This is a genomic window from Streptomyces sp. NPDC021020, assembly GCF_044333285.1.
Classification (GTDB): domain Bacteria; phylum Actinomycetota; class Actinomycetes; order Streptomycetales; family Streptomycetaceae; genus Actinacidiphila.
This window is the reverse complement of record NZ_JBIRQQ010000010.1, coordinates 51,540-66,590: the sequence shown is the minus strand read 5'-3', so window position 1 is coordinate 66,590 and position 15,051 is coordinate 51,540. Positions and strand designations below refer to the sequence as shown.

Here is a 15,051-nt window from a genome sequence, read left to right as displayed (position 1 = left end):
CCGGCGGGAGCGGGGCTCAGCCGCGGCCGCGCGACTCCAGCGAGGCCAGGTACGCGTTGTAGGCGACCAACTCGGCGTCGCCGTCCCGGTCCGCGGCACGGTCCTTGCGGCGGGCCTGCCGCTGCTCGGACGTGTACCACTGGATGAGCAGCGCGATGAGGACCACGACCGAGGGGATCTCGCTGAAGGCCCACGCGATGCCGCCGGCCGCCGTCTGGTCGTCCAGCGGGTCGATGCCGAGCGACGCAGCGGGGTGCTTGAAGGTGCTCACCAGCGGCTCGCTCGCCATCATCACCGCGATGCCGAAGAAGGCGTGGAAGGGCATCCCGGCGAACAGCTCCAGCATCCGCATCACGTAGCCCGGCCGGTGCGGGCCCGGGTCGACGCCCATGATCGGCCAGAAGAAGAGCAGCCCCACCGCGAGGAAGTGCACCATCATCGCGGTGTGCCCGAGGCTGTGCCGCATCAGCGAGTCGAACAGCGAGGAGAAGTAGAGCCCGTACAGGCTCGCGACGAACAGCGGGATGGTGAAGGCCGGGTGCGAGACCACCCGCACGTAGCGGCTGTGCAGCAGCTTGACCAGCAGCTCGCGCGGACCGGTGCGGCCGCGGCCGGCGGCCGGCAGCGCGCGCAGCGCGAGCGTGACGGGCGCGCCCAGCAGCAGCAGGATCGGCGAGAGCATGCTGAGGATCATGTGCTGCACCATGTGCACGCTGAACATGACCATGCCGTAGTCGTCGAGCCGGGTGCACATCGTCGCGGCGATCGTCAGCACCCCGAGGACGAAGGAGACCGTACGGCCCACCGCCCACGCGTCCCCGCGCCGCCGCAGCCGCAGCACCGCCCAGCCGTAGAGCACCAGCGCGAGCGCGCAGCCGGCGGCGAAGTACGGATCGCCGCCGGTGACGGCGAGCCCCCGGCCGAGGGTGAACGGCGGCAGGTCCATGTGCATGCCGTGCCCACCGTGGTCCATCGCTCACTCCTCCGTCGCGCCGAGCGGCAGCCGGCCGATTCGACCGATGTGCCCGCTCCAGAGTAGAACCGCCCCCGCCCGGCACTCCGGGCGGGGGCGGGCCGCGGTCGTCGTCGCGGTCAGCGCGTCACAGGACGCACTCGGCCTCGGTGTAGCGCTCGGCGGGCACCGTCTTGAGGTGCTGCACCGCCTCCGCCAGCGGCACCAGCGTGATGTCGGTGCCGCGCAGCGCGGTCATCATGCCGAACTGCCCGCTGTGCACGGCCTCCACGGCGTGCCAGCCGAAGCGCGTCGCGAGCACCCGGTCGTACGCCGTCGGGGTGCCGCCGCGCTGGACGTGGCCCAGGATGACCGGCCGGGCCTCCTTGCCGAGCCGCTCCTCCAACTCCACGGAGAGCTGGTTGGCGACACCGGTGAAGCGCTCGTGGCCGTAGACGTCGGTGGCGCCGGCGCTGAAGTCCATCGTGCCCTCGCGCGGCTTGGCGCCCTCGGAGACGACCACTATGGCGAACTTCTTGCCCGCCTCGAAGCGCTTGCCGACCACCGCGGCCAGCTCCGCGATGTCGAAGGGCCGCTCGGGCACCACGATCGCGTGCGCGCCCGCGGCCATGCCGGAGTGCAGCGCGATCCAGCCGGTGTGCCGGCCCATGACCTCGACGATCAGCACCCGCTGGTGGGACTCGGCGGTGGTCTTCAGCCGGTCCAGCGCCTCGGTGGCCACGGTCACGGCGGTGTCGAAACCGAAGGTGACGTCCGTCGAGGCGATGTCGTTGTCGATGGTCTTGGGCACGCCGACGATCGGCAGGCCCGCGTCCGACAGCAGCCGGGCCGCCTTGAGGGTGCCCTCGCCGCCGATCGGGATGATCGCGTCCAGGCCCAGGTCGGTCACATGGCCGCGGGCCGTCTCCACACCGCCGCGCAGATGCGCGGGCTGCACGCGGGAGGAGCCGAGGATGGTCCCGCCGCGCGCCAGGATGCCGCTCACGGCGTCCAGGTCGAGCTTGCGGTAATCGCACTCGAGCAGGCCCTTCCACCCGTCGTGGAAGCCGATGACCTCGTCATTGTGGTCCACGACGGCGCGGTGCACGACGGACCGGATGACGGCGTTCAGCCCGGGGCAGTCGCCGCCGCTGGTCAGCACACCAATACGCATTGCTCTCGTTACTCCCGCGACTCGTCGGGACGGCCGGACCACGTCGTCCGGATGGATCACCCGCAAGCTTACCGATCCCCGTACCGTGCCCTCCACGGCGACCGCACTGCGGACACCTGACGATTGACCGAACGCGAGGAAGACGTTTACCGGCGGCTTGCCGTCCACACCCCCGCGGGGCGCGGACGGCGGGCCCGCGGGCTCACGCGGGCTGCTGCTCCGCGGCCGCGATGCGCTCGGCCCGCAGCGCGTCGTACCACCGGTCGTCGGCCGGCGGCAGCGCGTTGACGTCCAGCGCCAGCTTGATGAGCATGTCGGCGATGTGCGGGTTGCGGGCCATCACCGGGCCGTGCATGTACGTGCCGAAGACGGTGTCGTTGAAGGCGCCCTCGGTGCCGTCCCCGGTGCCGTTGCCGCGGCCGATCCGCACCCGGGCGAACGGGCGGGCGGTCGGGCCGAGGTGGGTGATGCCCTGGTGGTTCTCGAAGCCGGTGAGCGGCGGCAGGCCGAGCCGCGGGTCGATGTCCGCGAGCACGTCGCCGACGCAGCGGGCGCCCTCGCCGCGGGTGCTCACCACGTCCAGCAGGCCGAGGCCCGGCTCCGGGCGGCCGAGGTCGTTGACGAACTCGTGGCCGAGGATCTGGTAGCCCGCGCACACCGAGAAGACGATCGCGCCGTTGGACACCGCGCGGCTCAGCCCGCCGTCGCGGCGCAGCCGCTCGGCCGCGAGCCGCTGCGGGCGGTCCTCGCCGCCGCCGATCAGGTAGATGTCGCCGGAGGTGGGGACGGCCTGGTCGGAGCGGACGTCCACCCGGGTCACCGGCACCCGGCGCTGGAGCGCCCGGCGCTCCACCACCAGGGCGTTGCCCTGGTCGCCGTAGGTGCTCAGCAGATCGGGGTACACCCACACCAGGCGCAGGCTGGACTCACTCATTGGGGTATCTCCTTGACGGTCCTTGACGGCCCGGGTCAGTTGCCGACGCGGCGGCGCAGGTCCTGGAAGGCGGTGTAGTTGGCGATGGCCTCGATCCGGCCGGGCGGGGCGGTCCTGACCGCCTCGTCGAGGTTCGCGCAGACCGTGAACTGTTGGTTCGCCACCTCCAGGCGCACCGCGAGGTCCAGCTTCCGGTCGCCGATCACCATGATCGGGTGCCCGGACAGCCGGGTGTAGTCCACGTCCCACAGCCACGAGGTGTCGGTGCCGTCCGCGCCGCGCGCGTTGACCGACAGGATCACCGGGGTCGGGGGCCCGTCGATGAGGGAGAAGGTCTCCAGCCAGCCCGCCGGGTTCTTCGCCAGCAGCAGCCGCAGGTCGCGGCCCTGGAAGCTCACCACGTCGTAGCGCCCGGCGACCGCCTGCACCTTGTACATCCGCTCCAGCGCGACCTTCGGGTCGATGCCGAAGGTCGCGGCGACGGCCGCGGAGACGGCCGCGTTGGACTTGTTGGCCCGGCCCGGCAGCTGCAGGTGGATCGGCCAGGCGACGCCGTACGGGTCGACGACGTGGTCGCCGGACAGCGCCCAGGTCGGGGTGGGGCGGCGGAAGCCGCACTCGCCGCAGTACCAGTCGTCGCCGGGGCGCTGGAGCACCCCGCCGCACGACGGGCAGGACCAGGCGTCGTCCTTCCAGGACTGGCCGGCCGCGACCCACACCACCGTGGGGCTGGAGGAGGCGGCCCAGGTGATCAGCGGGTCGTCGGCGTTGGCGATGACGACGGCCTCGGAACCGGCCAGGCCCTCGCGCCACTTCTCGGCGAGCATCCGCGTCTCGGCGGCCCGGTCGAGCTGGTCGCGGGAGAGGTTCAGCAGCGCGATGGCCTTGGGGGCGACGTCGCGCGCGACACCGGCCAGGTACTTCTCGTCCACCTCGATCACGCCGAAGCGGGCGTCGGAGCCGCCGGCCAGCGCGGAGGTGATGCCGGCCGGCATGTTGGCGCCCAGCGCGTTGGAGACGACCGGGCCGCCGGCCCGCAGCGCCTCGGCGAGCAGCCGGGTGGTGGTGGTCTTGCCGTTGGTGGCCGACACCAGCACGACGTCGAGATGCCGGGCGAGCCGGGCCAGCAGATCGGGGTCGAAGCGCAGCGCGACCTTGCCGCCGATCACCGACCCGCTGCCCTTGCCCGCCGCGCGGGACACCGCCGCGGCCGCCTTGCCCGCCGTCACGGCCAGCTTCGCCCGCGGCGTCAGCGGCTCCGATTTGCCTGCCATCCGTCTGTCTTCCCTCCTGGATCCGGCGCGACTGAAGCCCACGCGCCCCCGCGGCGGGCCGGTCTTCCGTCCCCCCGGGCGGCCGCGACGGCGGCCGGCAAGTTCCGGTCGAGGTCAGCCTATCGACTCCGGACCCCGGAGCCGCACCTCACGGCCGGGGCGGTTGCCCTTCCCGGGTGCCCGCGGTCACAGCCCGGGGCTGCCCGCGCGGTCGCCGGCCTCGACGAGCCGCCCCCACAGCAGATCGGCCAGGTGGCGTACCAGGATGTCGCGGGGCAGCGGGCGCTCGCCGAGCCACCAGTCGCCCGCGGCGTACATCATGCCGACGATGCCGTGTCCCCAGACCCGGGCCAGCTGCGGGCCGTCGGGACCGAGGTCCAGGCGCTCGGCGATCACCTCGCCGAGGTCCTCGCCCATCCGGCGCAGCAGCGGTACGGAGTGCCGGCCGACGTCGAAGCCGCGCTCGTCGGAGGGGGTCTCGGCGGGGTGCATCAGGAAGCGGTAGACCTGCGGCCGGGTCTCGATGGCCGACAGGTACGCGTGCAGCGTCGCCTCGACCCGGTCGCGGCGGTCGCCGGGGGAGTCCAGTGCGGTGCGCAGGGTCGCCAGCAGCGCGTCGGTGTGGCGCTTGGCGAGGGCGCGGTAGAGCCCGCTCTTGTCGCCGAAGTGGCGGTAGAGGATGGGCTTGGTGATCCCGGCCTCGGCCGCGATGGCGTTCATCGACGCCTCGGGGCCGTCGCGCAGGACGACCCGCTCCGCGGCCTCCAGCAGCTCGTTGCGCCGCCGCTGCGTGGCTGCCTGCTGCTCGGTCCGCTGGCCGGTCTCCACCCGGAACCTCCCCGTCGTCCGATGGCGGTGGTCTGCGCAACGTAACACCCCTGGCCCCGCACACCGGATGCGGCTTGGCGAGTTGACATCGCTTACCCGACGGTAACAGACTGCTGTTACCGCAAGTAACTAGCATGTGGAGGGGACGATGGGCGACTTCACGCTCGATCTCAACGACGACCAGCGGCAGGTGCGCGACTGGATCCACGGCTTCGCCGCCGACGTGATGCGCCCCGCCGCCGCCGAGTGGGACGAACGCGAGGAGACCCCGTGGCCCATCATCCAGGAGGCGGCCAAAATAGGCTTGTACTCGCTGGATTTCTACGCCCAGCAGTTCTTCGACCCCACCGGCCTCGGCATCCCGATGACGATGGAGGAGCTGTTCTGGGGCGACGCCGGCATCGCGCTGTCCATCGTCGGCACCGGCCTGGCCGCCGTCGGCGTGCTGGCCAACGGCACCGAGGAGCAGATCGGCACCTGGGTCCCGCAGATGTACGGTGACGCCGACGACGTCAAGGTCGCCGCCTTCTGCTCCTCCGAGCCCGACGCCGGCTCCGACGTCGGCGCCATGCGCACCCGAGCCGTCTTCGACGAGGCCTCCGGCGAGTGGGTGCTCAACGGCACCAAGACCTGGGCCACCAACGGCGGCATCGCGAACGTCCACGTCGTCGTCGCGGTCGTCGACCCCGAACTCGGCACCCGCGGCCACGCCTCCTTCATCGTGCCGCCCGGCACCCCCGGCCTGTCCCAGGGCCAGAAGTTCAAGAAGCACGGCATCCGGGCCTCGCACACCGCCGAGGTCGTGCTGGACAACGTCCGCGTCCCGGGCGACTGCCTGCTCGGCGGCAAGGACAAGCTCGACGAGCGCCTGGCCCGGGCCCGCGAGCGCGCCAGGACCGGGAGCACCGAAAGGTCCAAGAACGCCGCCATGGCCACCTTCGAGGCCTCCCGCCCCGCGGTCGGCGCGATGGCGGTCGGCACCGCGCGCGCCGCCTACGAGTACGCGCTGGAGTACGCCACGGGTCGCGAGCAGTTCGGCCGCCCGATCATCGACAACCAGGGCGTCGCCTTCCAGCTCGCCGACATGCGCACCCAGATCGACGCGGCCCGGCTGCTGGTGTGGCGCGCCTCCTGGATGGCGACCGCGGGCAAGCCCTTCACCTCGGCCGAGGGCTCGATGTCCAAGCTCTTCGCGAGCGAGACGGCCAAGAAGGTCACCGCCCAGGCCGTGCAGATCCTCGGCGGCAACGGCTTCACCCGCGAATACCCGGTGGAGCGCATGCACCGCGACAGCGCGATCTACACCATCTTCGAGGGCACCAGCGAGATCCAGCGGCTGGTCATCGCACGGACCCTGTCGGGCCTGCCGATCCGCTGAACCGCCGGGGAACGGGCCCGGCCGGAAGCGCGGCTACTTGTCCTTGCCGTAGCCGCGCAGCAGGAACCACGCCATCAGCGCGACCCCCACCACCGACACCAGCAGGACGGTACGCATCACCGGCCCCGGGCCCGCGGTGTCGGACACCGCCAGGGTGCTCAGGTCGTGGATCGCGCCGATGTGCATGGAAGGCTCCTTCTGGTCCGGCCCCCAAAAGCGTAGACCCGCACCCCCCGGTCACCGCGCCGCGGGGGGCCCGGGTTCGCCCGCGGGGTGCCGGCGGCCCGCCGACCTGGGACGCAGCGCCTCGGCCAGCTCGTCGAGCGTGTCGACCAGCAGCTGCGCGCCGCGCCGTACGACCCGGTCGCCCGCTGGGTCGGACGGCCAGCGCGCCAGCTCGGCGTGCAGCGCCGACCAGTCCGGCGCCCGCCGCTCGCGCACCTGGTCCGCGGCAAGCGCGGTGGCCTCCCGCAGCGCCGCGGCGAAGCGCGCCGCCTCCGGCACCGGGGCGGCATCCTTGCCGGGCTGGTGCGCCTCCATGACCAGCCCCACCCGCCCGACCGCCGACAGCGCCGCGTCCGCGTCCCGCACCGCGCTGCGCGACACCCCCCGGTGCCGCACCGGCTCGGCGTCCGCGCGGGCCACCGCCTGGTCCCAGGTCGCCCCGGCCGCCCGCAGGTCCAGCAGCGCGCGGCGCACCGCGCCGGGGCGGCGCCGCCCCGGATCGGCGTGCGCGTCCATCACCGCCGCGACGTAGCCGCTGGTCGCCTCGATCCACTCCGCGAGCCGGTCCCGCAGCCGCGGCGTCTCCCACGCCGGGAAGACCGCGTAGGCGGCCATCGCCAGCAGCCCGCCGAGCAGCGTGAGCAGCACCCGGTCGCGTACGGTCTGCTCGACCTGCTGCCCGCCCATGCCCAGCAGGAAGACGACGTACGCGCCCACGCACGCCTGCGCGACCACGTAGCCGCTGCGCATCAGCAGGTACATCAGCCCGATGCTGACCACCGCGAGCCCCGCCAGGGCGTACGTGCCCGGGTGCGCCGCCTGCGTGATCGCGGTGCCCAGCGCGACGCCCACCAGCGAGCCGGTGAAGCGGGCCACCCCGCGCTCGTAGGTCTGGGTGAAGTCCGGACGCATCACCATGACCGAGGCCATCGGCGCCCAGTAGCCGTGCCCCAGCGGCAGCGCGCTGCCCAGCACGTAGCCGACGCAGGCCACCGCGGACAACCGCAGCGCGTGCCGCAGCACCGGCGCGTCCCAGCGCACCTGGCGGCGCACCGTGCGCACCGCGGTTCGGCAGCAGCTCGCCGGCCTTGGGGCGCAGCAGGTGCGCGGTGCCGGTGGCGTCCGCGGGGCCCGAGCCCTCCGCCCGCTCCACCGCGGCCGACAGCAGCGACACCAGCCGGGTCGCCGAGCGGCGCGCGCTGCCGGTCAGGTCCGCGCCCGGGGCGTCGGAGCGCAGCAGCGCGTCGGCGCGCTCCGGCACCTCCAGCGGGGTGCCGTGCCGGATGGAGCGGGCCACCGCGTCCAGCACGACGGCCGCGGCCGCCAGCACCTCGCGCGCCCGGTCCCGCTGCGGCCCCTCGGCCGCCGCGCCCACCGTGGGGTCGGCCAGCGAGGCCAGCACCGGGCGGATCCGCTCGGCCAGCGCCCGCTGCCCGTGCAGCTCGTCGGGCCGCCGCCGTGCCTGCCGGGGCGTCAGTTCGGCGGCCTCGCGCGCGGCCATGAGCGCCTCGGGGTCGAAGGGCGCGACGGGCTCGTGCCGCAGCCGCCGGGCGTAGTCGGCCTCGGCGGCGAACGCGTCGGCCAGCGCGTCGCGCTGCGCGCCCCAGCGGCGGATCGGGAAGACCACGATCAGCGCCGCCTGCACCAGCGCCCCGAGCCCCACCAGGGCCGCGTGGTGCAGCGCGCTGAGCGCCGACGTCGGCAGCGTGACCGTCACCAGCATCACCGCGACGGTCAGCGCCGAGACCATCCCGGTCGTCGGGCCCAGCGCCCACGCCAGGCCCGCGCCGAACGACCACACCGCCAGCAGCAGCACGAACAGCACCACGTGGGAGGCGGCCAGGTAGCCGAGGAAGGTGCTCAGGGCGAGCCCCGCGCCGGTCGCGAGCGCGAGCACCGGCCGCGGCCGCCAGCTGCGCTGGAAGGTCGCGACCCCGGCGGCGAACGCCCCGAAGGCCGAGGACGCGGCGACGGGCGGCGACCACAGCCACAGGGCCAGCCCGACGACGATCGCGACACCGGCCGCCGCCCGCAGCGCCACCAGCGGCTCCAGCCGGGTCCGCTCGACCTTCAGGCCGGACCGGGAGGTCTCCCGCAGCGCACGCAACCACGTCATGGAGCAGACAATAGGCAGTTCAGCGCCCGTTGCGGAGATCCGGCCCGGTCCGGTGCGGGCAGGAACGGAAGCGCAGGCTCCGGCGGGGGAGCGCAACGCCCTTCCGCCCGGCGGGACGTGACGACCACCACCCCGCGGGGCGCGCACACCCCTCACACCCGCACGCCGCCTTCTGGTTCAATGGGGGACATGGCCAGCATTCATGACACCGGGACAGGTCGCAGCGACCTCGAACCGTTCTGGCCGTCCCGGCAGGAGCACCACTTCGACCGCTGGTGTTGCCGCGCGATCCCCGCGCGGACCGGCGTATCCCGCTGACCTGCCCGTAAGCCCCGCCCTCCGGCGGCCGGGCGACAGCAGAAGGTCCCGCGCACACGGCGTCCCACGACCCTTCGCGCGAAAGAGCCGAGCCATGTCGAACGTGCCCACCGCTTCCCCCGTCACCACCGCGTCCCCGGTGGCCGGTGTGCCCCCGCGACCGGGGATGCCACCGCGTGTGCCGTCCCTCAACCCCGCCGGGGTGCCCGCCGCCCGGCAGCGACTGCGCGCCGTACGGCCCGACGAGGTGCCGCCCGCGCCGGACTTCCTGCCGCCCGGCGCCACCTGGCTGCCCGCCCCCGGCCATGTGCTGCCCACCGCCCCGGGCGGCGCGCCGATGGTGGGCTACCTGGTGCTGGTGCCCGCCGAACCGCCCGCCCCGCCGGCGCCGGCGCCCGCGCCGGCCGGACCCGCGGGACCGGGACTGCGCATCGACGCCGACCGGCGCACCGTCGAGGTGGACGGCCGCCCGCTGGACCTCACCTACCTGGAGTTCGAGCTGCTCGCGCACCTGGTGGCCCACCCGCACCGGGTGCACTCGCGCGACCAGCTCGTCACCACGGTGTGGGGGTACGGCCACGTCGGCGACGGCCGTACCGTCGACGTCCATGTCGCACGGCTGCGCCGCAAGCTCGGCGCGGGCCACCGCGGCACGATCGTGACCGTGCGCCGGGTCGGCTACAAGTACGCCCCGGCGCAGCCGTAGCGCCCGTCCGCCCCCTCCCGTCCGCCCGGCGGCGGGTCGTCAGTTCGTGGCCGCGGTCTTCTCCGGTTCCGCGGCCGGCGTCCCGTCGTCGCCGGCGGGCCGCCGCGGGGCGCGCAGCCGCCCGAGCGCCTGGGCGGCGGGCTGGGTGACGCGGGCGGCGACCGGCCCCGCGATGACCAGGATCAGGACGTACGCGGTCGCCAGCGGGCCGATGCGCGGCTGGGTCGCGGTCGCCAGTCCCGCGATGACGATGGAGAACTCGCCGCGCGCGACGAGCGCCCCGCCCGCCCGCCAGCGGCCCCCTGACCCGACTCCCGCGCGCCGCGCCGCGTACCACCCGGTGGCGATCTTGGTGCCGGCCGTGACCGCGGCCAGGGCCAGGGCCTGCGGGAGCACCGAGGGGATCGCGGCCGGGTCGGTGCTGAGCCCGAAGAAGACGAAGAAGAGGGCGGCGAACAGGTCGCGCAGCGGGGTGAGCAGGTTGCGGGCGCCCTCGGCCACCTCGCCGGAGAGCGCGATGCCGACCAGGAACGCCCCGACGGCGGCGGAGACCTGGAGCCGCTGGGCGAATCCGGCGACGACCAGGGTCAGCCCGAGGACGACCAGCAGCAGGAGTTCCGCGTTGCTGGTGGACACCGCGCGGCTGATCAGCCGCCCGTGCCGCAGCGCGACGTAGAGCACCACCGCGACGGTGCCGAGCGAGATCAGCAGCGCGAGGCTGCTGCCGGCCAGGCTCATCCCCGCCAGCACCGCTGTGACCAGCGGCAGGTAGACGGCCATCGCCAGGTCCTCGATGACCAGGACGCCGAGGACGACGGGTGTCTCGCGGTTGCCGAGCCGCCCGAGGTCGCCCAGCACTTTGGCGATCACCCCGGAGGAGGACACCCAGGTGACACCGGCGAGCACCACCGCGGCGACCGGGCCCCAGCCCAGCAGGAGGGCCGCGAGCGCCCCCGGGGTGGCGTTGAGGAGGAAGTCGACCGCGCCGGACGGATACTGGGTCCGCAGGCTGCCGACGAGTTCGGGCGCGCTGTACTCCAGCCCGAGCAGCAGGAGCAGCAGGATGACGCCGAGTTCCGCGCCGGTGGCGATGAACTGCTCGCTGGCGTCGAGCGGGAGGAGGCCGCCCTGCCCGAAGGCCAGCCCGGCGAGCAGGTAGAGGGGGATCGCCGAGAACCCGAACCGGTCGGCGAAGCGGCCGAGTATGCCGAGGCCGAGGATGACCGCGCCGAACTCCAGCAGGAGGTCCGTGCTCTCCACGCCTCAGCCTCCGTCGATCAGGTCGGCCACGGCCTCGACGCCCTCGCGGGTGCCGACGACGACGAGGACGTCGCCCACCGCGAAGCGGAAGTCCGGTGCGGGGGAGGGGGTGGCCGACGTGCGCCGGAGCACCGCGACGATCGAGGCGCCGGTGCGGGTGCGCGCCTGCGTCTCCCCCAGCAGCCGGCCGCAGAAGGGCGAGCGCGCGGTCACCGGGATCTTCTCCGTGACCAGGTCGATCCCCGCGGGCAGGTACTGCCGCAGCGGCTCGGGGGCCAGGATCTTCGCCAGGGCGTCGGCCTCGTGCGGGCCCAGCAGGACGGTCTCCCGGCAGGCGTCGTCGTCCGACGGGTCGTGGAAGGCGAGCCAGCGCCGGCCGTCCAGGTGCGCCACCACGGACACGTGGCGGCCGTCGTCGGTGACCACGTCGTAGCGGACGCCGACACCGGGCAGCGGGGTGCGTCGCGGGCGGAACTCGTTGTCCATGGGAACTCCAGGTCGAAACGGGCCTGGCAGCCCATCCAATCACGGAGTCCCACCCCTGTGACGTGGCCGCCGTCACTCTGCGTTCTCGCAGGCGGCCGCGGAGCGGGCGTTACGGGACCACGGTGACGGGCCATTTGCCCGCCTTGACCAGCCGGACGGCCACCGAGCCCACGAAGCGGTGGCCGGCCCGCTCCGACGCGCCGACCACGACCGCGTCGGCCTTCAGCTCGTCGGCCGCGCCCGCCAGCCCGCCGTACGCGTCGCCGCGGAAGGTGTGGAATTCCCACCGCACCTGGAAGGTGCCGCGCAGCCGCTCCACCGAGGCGCGGATCTCGGCGACCAGCTGGTCGGCGACCCCGGTGTCCACGTCCGCCACCGGCACCCCGAGCGCGGCGCCGCCGGGCAGGTAGGACTGCACGTAGACGAGGGCCAGCAGCGCGTTCTGCCGGCGCGCGAGCCCCGCGGCGTACGCGGCGGCGCGCCAGGACGAGTCGGAACCGTCGAGTCCGGCCACGATGACCTTCGGTCCGTCGGTGCCGCGTTCGAAACGCACAGGTGATTTCTGCTCGTCCACGCGGCCAGGCTATAGGCCCCCGGCCTGCGGGTTCACCCCCGGCGACGCTGTGTGCTCACCCCAATGGGTGTATTGCCACGACATGTGCACCTTTGCGGGGCACGCTTCTCGGGAGGAGTGAAACAGGCGGCGCCCTCCGCCGGGCGCGTGGACCGAGGTCAGGCCCGCGCCTTCGCGCCGGCTCGCCGCCCACGCCGCTACCGGGGAGGTTTGTCATGCCGAGCGTGTCCACGAGTGTTTTCGTGCCGAGGCCGGACACCGAGGTCTTCGACTTTCTCGCCGACGCCCGCAATCTCGCCCTCTGGAGCTCCGGTGTGACCGCCGTCGACTCCGACGACGTGGTGCCCGGCCGCGACGCCGCCTACCGCTACCGCTACCCCGGGCGGCGACGCCCGCACCGGCTGGTGTGCGCCGACTTCCAGCCCTCGCGCCGCATAGTCTTCCGCGGCCAGCGCATGTGGAGCCCGCTGGGCACCCAGGTGCCGGTCTACGGCTTCGACCTCATCCCGCACGCCGACGGCACCATGGTCCGGCTGTCGGTCACCAGCTGCCTGAGCGCGGCGCTGCTGCTGCTCGCCCCTGTCGTCGCGATGGCCTGGCGCCGCGACCTGCCGGTGGACGCCGGGAAGTTCCGCGACCTGCTCGGCGGCGCCGTGCCCGCAGCGGCCGCCCTGAAGAGCCCGGCGCTGCCTGCCGCCGGAGCGTCCGCGGGCCCGCCCGCCGGACCCGCGGCCGGGGCTCCTGCACCGGCCGCCGGAGCCCTGCCCGCGTCGTCCGCGCCCGGCGGATTCGACTACGCTCATTGAGTGTTAAACTAAACCTCGTGGCGCGGCGCTCCCCCGAGCCCGCCACTGCGACCGCCCCGGCCTGGTCCCCCCGTCCCGGCCGGGGCTCCGCATGTCCGGGGGCCCGTCAGGCCCCCTCCCGCTCACCGGCGGCGGCGTCCGCGGCCTCCTCGCCGACCCGGGAGAGCTTGTCCGGGTTGAGCACCAGGTAGATGTCGGTGACCTTGTCGTCGACCGGATCCAGGTCCACCACCATGACCGCGGTGGGGGAGTCGTCGGTGACGACGACCACGGACGGGTCCCCGTTGACCTGCCGGTAGCGGATGTCCGCCGACCGCGGCAGCCGGTTGGCCGCGTAGCCGGTCAGCAGCCGCGCCACGTTCTCCTGGCCCGACACCGGCCGTACCAGCGCGCCCGGCAGGCCGCCGCCGTCCGCCCACAGCGTCACGTCCGGGGCCAGCAGCGTCATCAGGCCCGCCAGGTCGCCGCCCAGCGCCGCGGCGATGAAACGCTCGGTCACCTGCCGCTGGAGGCGCCGGTCGGCCTGGTAGCGCGGCCGCCGCGCCTGGACGTGCTCGCGCGCCCGGTGCGCGAGCTGCCGCACCGCCGACGGGCTGCGCTCCAGGATCCCGGCGATCTCGGTGTGCGCGTAGCCGAACACCTCGTTCAGCACGAACACCGCCCGCTCCAGCGGCGTCAGCGTCTCCAGCACCACCAGCACGGCCATCGACACCGACTCCCCGCGCAGTGCCGCGTCGGCCGCGTCCGCCGACCGGGTCGCCTGCGAGGAGTCCGCCACCTCCGGCGCCGCCTCGGTGAGCAGCGGCTCGGGGAGCCACGGCCCGACGTACGTCTCCCGCCGCCGGCTGATGCTGGCCTGCCGGGCGAGCGCCTGGTTGACGGCGATCCGCACCAGGTACGCGCGCGGGTTCACGATGTCCGCCGCGCGGCCCGGCTCGTTGCGGCGCGTCCAGGCGAGCCAGGTCTCCTGGAGCACGTCCTCGGTGTCCGAGGCGCTGCCGAGCATGTTGTAGACCACCGAGAAGAGCAGCTCGCGGTGGCTGACGAACTCCGCGGTCGCGCGGTCGTCCTCGCCGCCGGTGCCGCTGGTGCTTCCCGTGGTGTGTGCGGCGTGCGTGGCCGGTGTGTCGGACACGATGAAGGCCTCCCGTGGTGCGATTCCCCGTCACCCGTTCAGAGGGCGCGCACGGCCTCCAGCGTGACATCACGCGCGCGGGTGTGACGCGCGTCTCCCCACGCGCCGCGGATGTCACACTCCGCGCGCCGGGAACCTCCTATGTCCGTGGGCCGCCGCGCCGGCCCGCACCCCTGCCGTGCCACCGGGCGGCGGGACCACCGGACAGGAGAGGAAGCGGGCCGCCGTGACCGACCGCCAAGCCGAAGAGATCGATTTCAGCATCATGTACGCGACCCACCGCGCCTTCCGCCGCGACCTGCAGCGGCTCGCGGCCGCGGCGGAGGCCGGCCGGGGGCGCGCATCGCAGGCGCTGGCCGGCTGGGAGAACTTCAGCAGGCAGCTGCACCACCACCACTCCGTCGAGGACGCGGCCCTGTGGCCGCAGGTCGAGGCCAAGATCACCGGCCGCCCCGACGCCCAGCAGCTCATGAAGGACATGGAGGCCGAGCACGCCGAACTCGGCCCGCGCATCGACTCCGTCGACGCCGCCCTGCACAGCACCGACCCGGACCTCGCCGCGAGGATCGAGGACCTCTACCAGGTCATGGACAACCACTTCCGGCACGAGGAGGACAGCGCGCTGCCCCTCATCCAGGAGGTCCTGACCCCCGCGGAGTGGCGGAAGTTCGGCCTCGCCAACGCCCGCAAGTTCGGCCTCAAGGGTGTCGCGAACTACGTCCCCTGGGTCCTCGACGGCTCCACACCCGCCCAGGAGCGCGAATTCCTCGGCGCCTTCCCCCCGCCGGTCCGCGTCGCCAACAAGCTGTTCTGGCAGCGCTCCTACGCGAAGAAGGCCCGCTGGCAGTCCTGAACGTCCAGGCCGGGCGGGCGCCTGCCCGCCCC

15 protein-coding genes and 1 pseudogene are annotated in these 15,051 nt (G+C 74.0%); 5 read left to right on the top strand and 11 right to left on the bottom strand.

Features of this window, described 5'->3' with window-relative positions:
* Positions 1 to 16: 16 nt before the first annotated feature.
* From ACH4SL_RS28150 to ACH4SL_RS28130, 5 genes are all read right to left on the bottom strand, one after another.
* A complete protein-coding gene (locus tag ACH4SL_RS28150; protein WP_398450480.1) occupies positions 17 to 973 on the bottom strand; it encodes a cytochrome c oxidase assembly protein in 957 nt (318 codons plus the stop codon).
* Between the two features lie 127 nt (positions 974 to 1,100).
* Positions 1,101 to 2,126, bottom strand: a complete 1,026-nt coding sequence (locus tag ACH4SL_RS28145) for a 6-phosphofructokinase (protein WP_031513423.1) — start codon at positions 2,124 to 2,126, stop codon at positions 1,101 to 1,103.
* Between the two features lie 202 nt (positions 2,127 to 2,328).
* Positions 2,329 to 3,060, bottom strand: coding sequence for a type 1 glutamine amidotransferase (locus ACH4SL_RS28140; protein ID WP_398450478.1), 732 nt, complete (start codon positions 3,058 to 3,060; stop codon positions 2,329 to 2,331).
* A 35-nt stretch (positions 3,061 to 3,095) separates the two neighbouring features.
* Complete coding sequence (locus ACH4SL_RS28135; RefSeq protein ID WP_398450475.1) at positions 3,096 to 4,334, bottom strand: MurT ligase domain-containing protein; 1,239 nt, start codon at positions 4,332 to 4,334, stop codon at positions 3,096 to 3,098.
* A 186-nt stretch (positions 4,335 to 4,520) separates the two neighbouring features.
* Positions 4,521 to 5,162 carry a TetR family transcriptional regulator gene (locus tag ACH4SL_RS28130; protein WP_398450473.1) on the bottom strand — a complete coding sequence of 214 codons (642 nt, stop codon included), beginning with the start codon at positions 5,160 to 5,162 and terminating at the stop codon, positions 4,521 to 4,523.
* A 148-nt stretch (positions 5,163 to 5,310) separates the two neighbouring features.
* Between ACH4SL_RS28130 and ACH4SL_RS28125 the strand changes: the two genes are divergently transcribed.
* The gene (locus tag ACH4SL_RS28125; protein ID WP_398450471.1) at positions 5,311 to 6,540 is read left to right on the top strand and encodes an acyl-CoA dehydrogenase family protein; all 1,230 of its coding nucleotides are present in this window, start codon (positions 5,311 to 5,313) and stop codon (positions 6,538 to 6,540) included.
* A 33-nt stretch (positions 6,541 to 6,573) separates the two neighbouring features.
* Here the strand turns inward: ACH4SL_RS28125 and ACH4SL_RS28120 are convergent, their stop codons facing one another.
* Both ACH4SL_RS28120 and ACH4SL_RS28115 read right to left on the bottom strand, forming a co-directional pair.
* The gene (locus tag ACH4SL_RS28120; RefSeq protein WP_199923334.1) at positions 6,574 to 6,726 is read right to left on the bottom strand and encodes a hypothetical protein; all 153 of its coding nucleotides are present in this window, start codon (positions 6,724 to 6,726) and stop codon (positions 6,574 to 6,576) included.
* 51 nt (positions 6,727 to 6,777) lie between these two features.
* Positions 6,778 to 8,881, bottom strand: a pseudogene (locus ACH4SL_RS28115) (FUSC family protein).
* Between the two features lie 189 nt (positions 8,882 to 9,070).
* On the opposite strand from ACH4SL_RS28115, the gene ACH4SL_RS28110 reads away from it, so the two are divergent.
* Positions 9,071 to 9,199 carry a hypothetical protein gene (locus ACH4SL_RS28110; RefSeq protein WP_398450468.1) on the top strand — a complete coding sequence of 43 codons (129 nt, stop codon included), beginning with the start codon at positions 9,071 to 9,073 and terminating at the stop codon, positions 9,197 to 9,199.
* Between the two features lie 94 nt (positions 9,200 to 9,293).
* The gene (locus ACH4SL_RS28105; protein ID WP_398450466.1) at positions 9,294 to 9,905 is read left to right on the top strand and encodes a winged helix-turn-helix domain-containing protein; all 612 of its coding nucleotides are present in this window, start codon (positions 9,294 to 9,296) and stop codon (positions 9,903 to 9,905) included.
* Positions 9,906 to 9,944: 39 nt separating this feature from the next.
* Here the strand turns inward: ACH4SL_RS28105 and ACH4SL_RS28100 are convergent, their stop codons facing one another.
* From ACH4SL_RS28100 to ACH4SL_RS28090, 3 genes are all read right to left on the bottom strand, one after another.
* Positions 9,945 to 11,165, bottom strand: coding sequence for a cation:proton antiporter (locus tag ACH4SL_RS28100; RefSeq protein ID WP_398450464.1), 1,221 nt, complete (start codon positions 11,163 to 11,165; stop codon positions 9,945 to 9,947).
* A 3-nt stretch (positions 11,166 to 11,168) separates the two neighbouring features.
* Positions 11,169 to 11,651, bottom strand: coding sequence for a cation:proton antiporter regulatory subunit (locus ACH4SL_RS28095; protein ID WP_398450462.1), 483 nt, complete (start codon positions 11,649 to 11,651; stop codon positions 11,169 to 11,171).
* Positions 11,652 to 11,760: 109 nt separating this feature from the next.
* Positions 11,761 to 12,225, bottom strand: coding sequence for a universal stress protein (locus ACH4SL_RS28090; protein WP_398450460.1), 465 nt, complete (start codon positions 12,223 to 12,225; stop codon positions 11,761 to 11,763).
* Between the two features lie 224 nt (positions 12,226 to 12,449).
* Here ACH4SL_RS28090 and ACH4SL_RS28085 point away from each other — a divergent pair, with 224 nt between their 5' ends.
* Entirely contained in the window at positions 12,450 to 13,031 is a 582-nt protein-coding gene (locus ACH4SL_RS28085) for an SRPBCC family protein (RefSeq protein ID WP_398450458.1), read from the top strand.
* Between the two features lie 106 nt (positions 13,032 to 13,137).
* Here the strand turns inward: ACH4SL_RS28085 and sigJ are convergent, their stop codons facing one another.
* Positions 13,138 to 14,166, bottom strand: a complete 1,029-nt coding sequence (sigJ, locus tag ACH4SL_RS28080) for an RNA polymerase sigma factor SigJ (protein WP_398450456.1) — start codon at positions 14,164 to 14,166, stop codon at positions 13,138 to 13,140.
* A gap of 226 nt (positions 14,167 to 14,392) precedes the next feature.
* On the opposite strand from sigJ, the gene ACH4SL_RS28075 reads away from it, so the two are divergent.
* Positions 14,393 to 15,019: a hemerythrin domain-containing protein gene (locus ACH4SL_RS28075; RefSeq protein ID WP_398450454.1), complete on the top strand. Its 627-nt coding sequence runs from the start codon at positions 14,393 to 14,395 to the stop codon at positions 15,017 to 15,019.
* The last annotated feature ends 32 nt before the right edge of the window (positions 15,020 to 15,051 follow it).

Excerpts from the sequence above, each read along its gene's own strand:
- ACH4SL_RS28150 (WP_398450480.1), bottom strand. The coding sequence starts at position 973 with ATGGACCACGGTGGGCACGGCATGCACATGGACCTGCCGCCGTTCACC.
- ACH4SL_RS28145 (WP_031513423.1), bottom strand. The coding sequence starts at position 2,126 with ATGCGTATTGGTGTGCTGACCAGCGGCGGCGACTGCCCCGGGCTGAAC.
- ACH4SL_RS28140 (WP_398450478.1), bottom strand. The coding sequence starts at position 3,060 with ATGAGTGAGTCCAGCCTGCGCCTGGTGTGGGTGTACCCCGATCTGCTG.
- ACH4SL_RS28135 (WP_398450475.1), bottom strand. The coding sequence starts at position 4,334 with ATGGCAGGCAAATCGGAGCCGCTGACGCCGCGGGCGAAGCTGGCCGTG.
- ACH4SL_RS28125 (WP_398450471.1), top strand. The coding sequence starts at position 5,311 with ATGGGCGACTTCACGCTCGATCTCAACGACGACCAGCGGCAGGTGCGC.
- ACH4SL_RS28120 (WP_199923334.1), bottom strand. The coding sequence starts at position 6,726 with ATGCACATCGGCGCGATCCACGACCTGAGCACCCTGGCGGTGTCCGAC.
- ACH4SL_RS28110 (WP_398450468.1), top strand. The coding sequence starts at position 9,071 with ATGGCCAGCATTCATGACACCGGGACAGGTCGCAGCGACCTCGAACCG.
- ACH4SL_RS28105 (WP_398450466.1), top strand. The coding sequence starts at position 9,294 with ATGTCGAACGTGCCCACCGCTTCCCCCGTCACCACCGCGTCCCCGGTG.
- ACH4SL_RS28095 (WP_398450462.1), bottom strand. The coding sequence starts at position 11,651 with ATGGACAACGAGTTCCGCCCGCGACGCACCCCGCTGCCCGGTGTCGGC.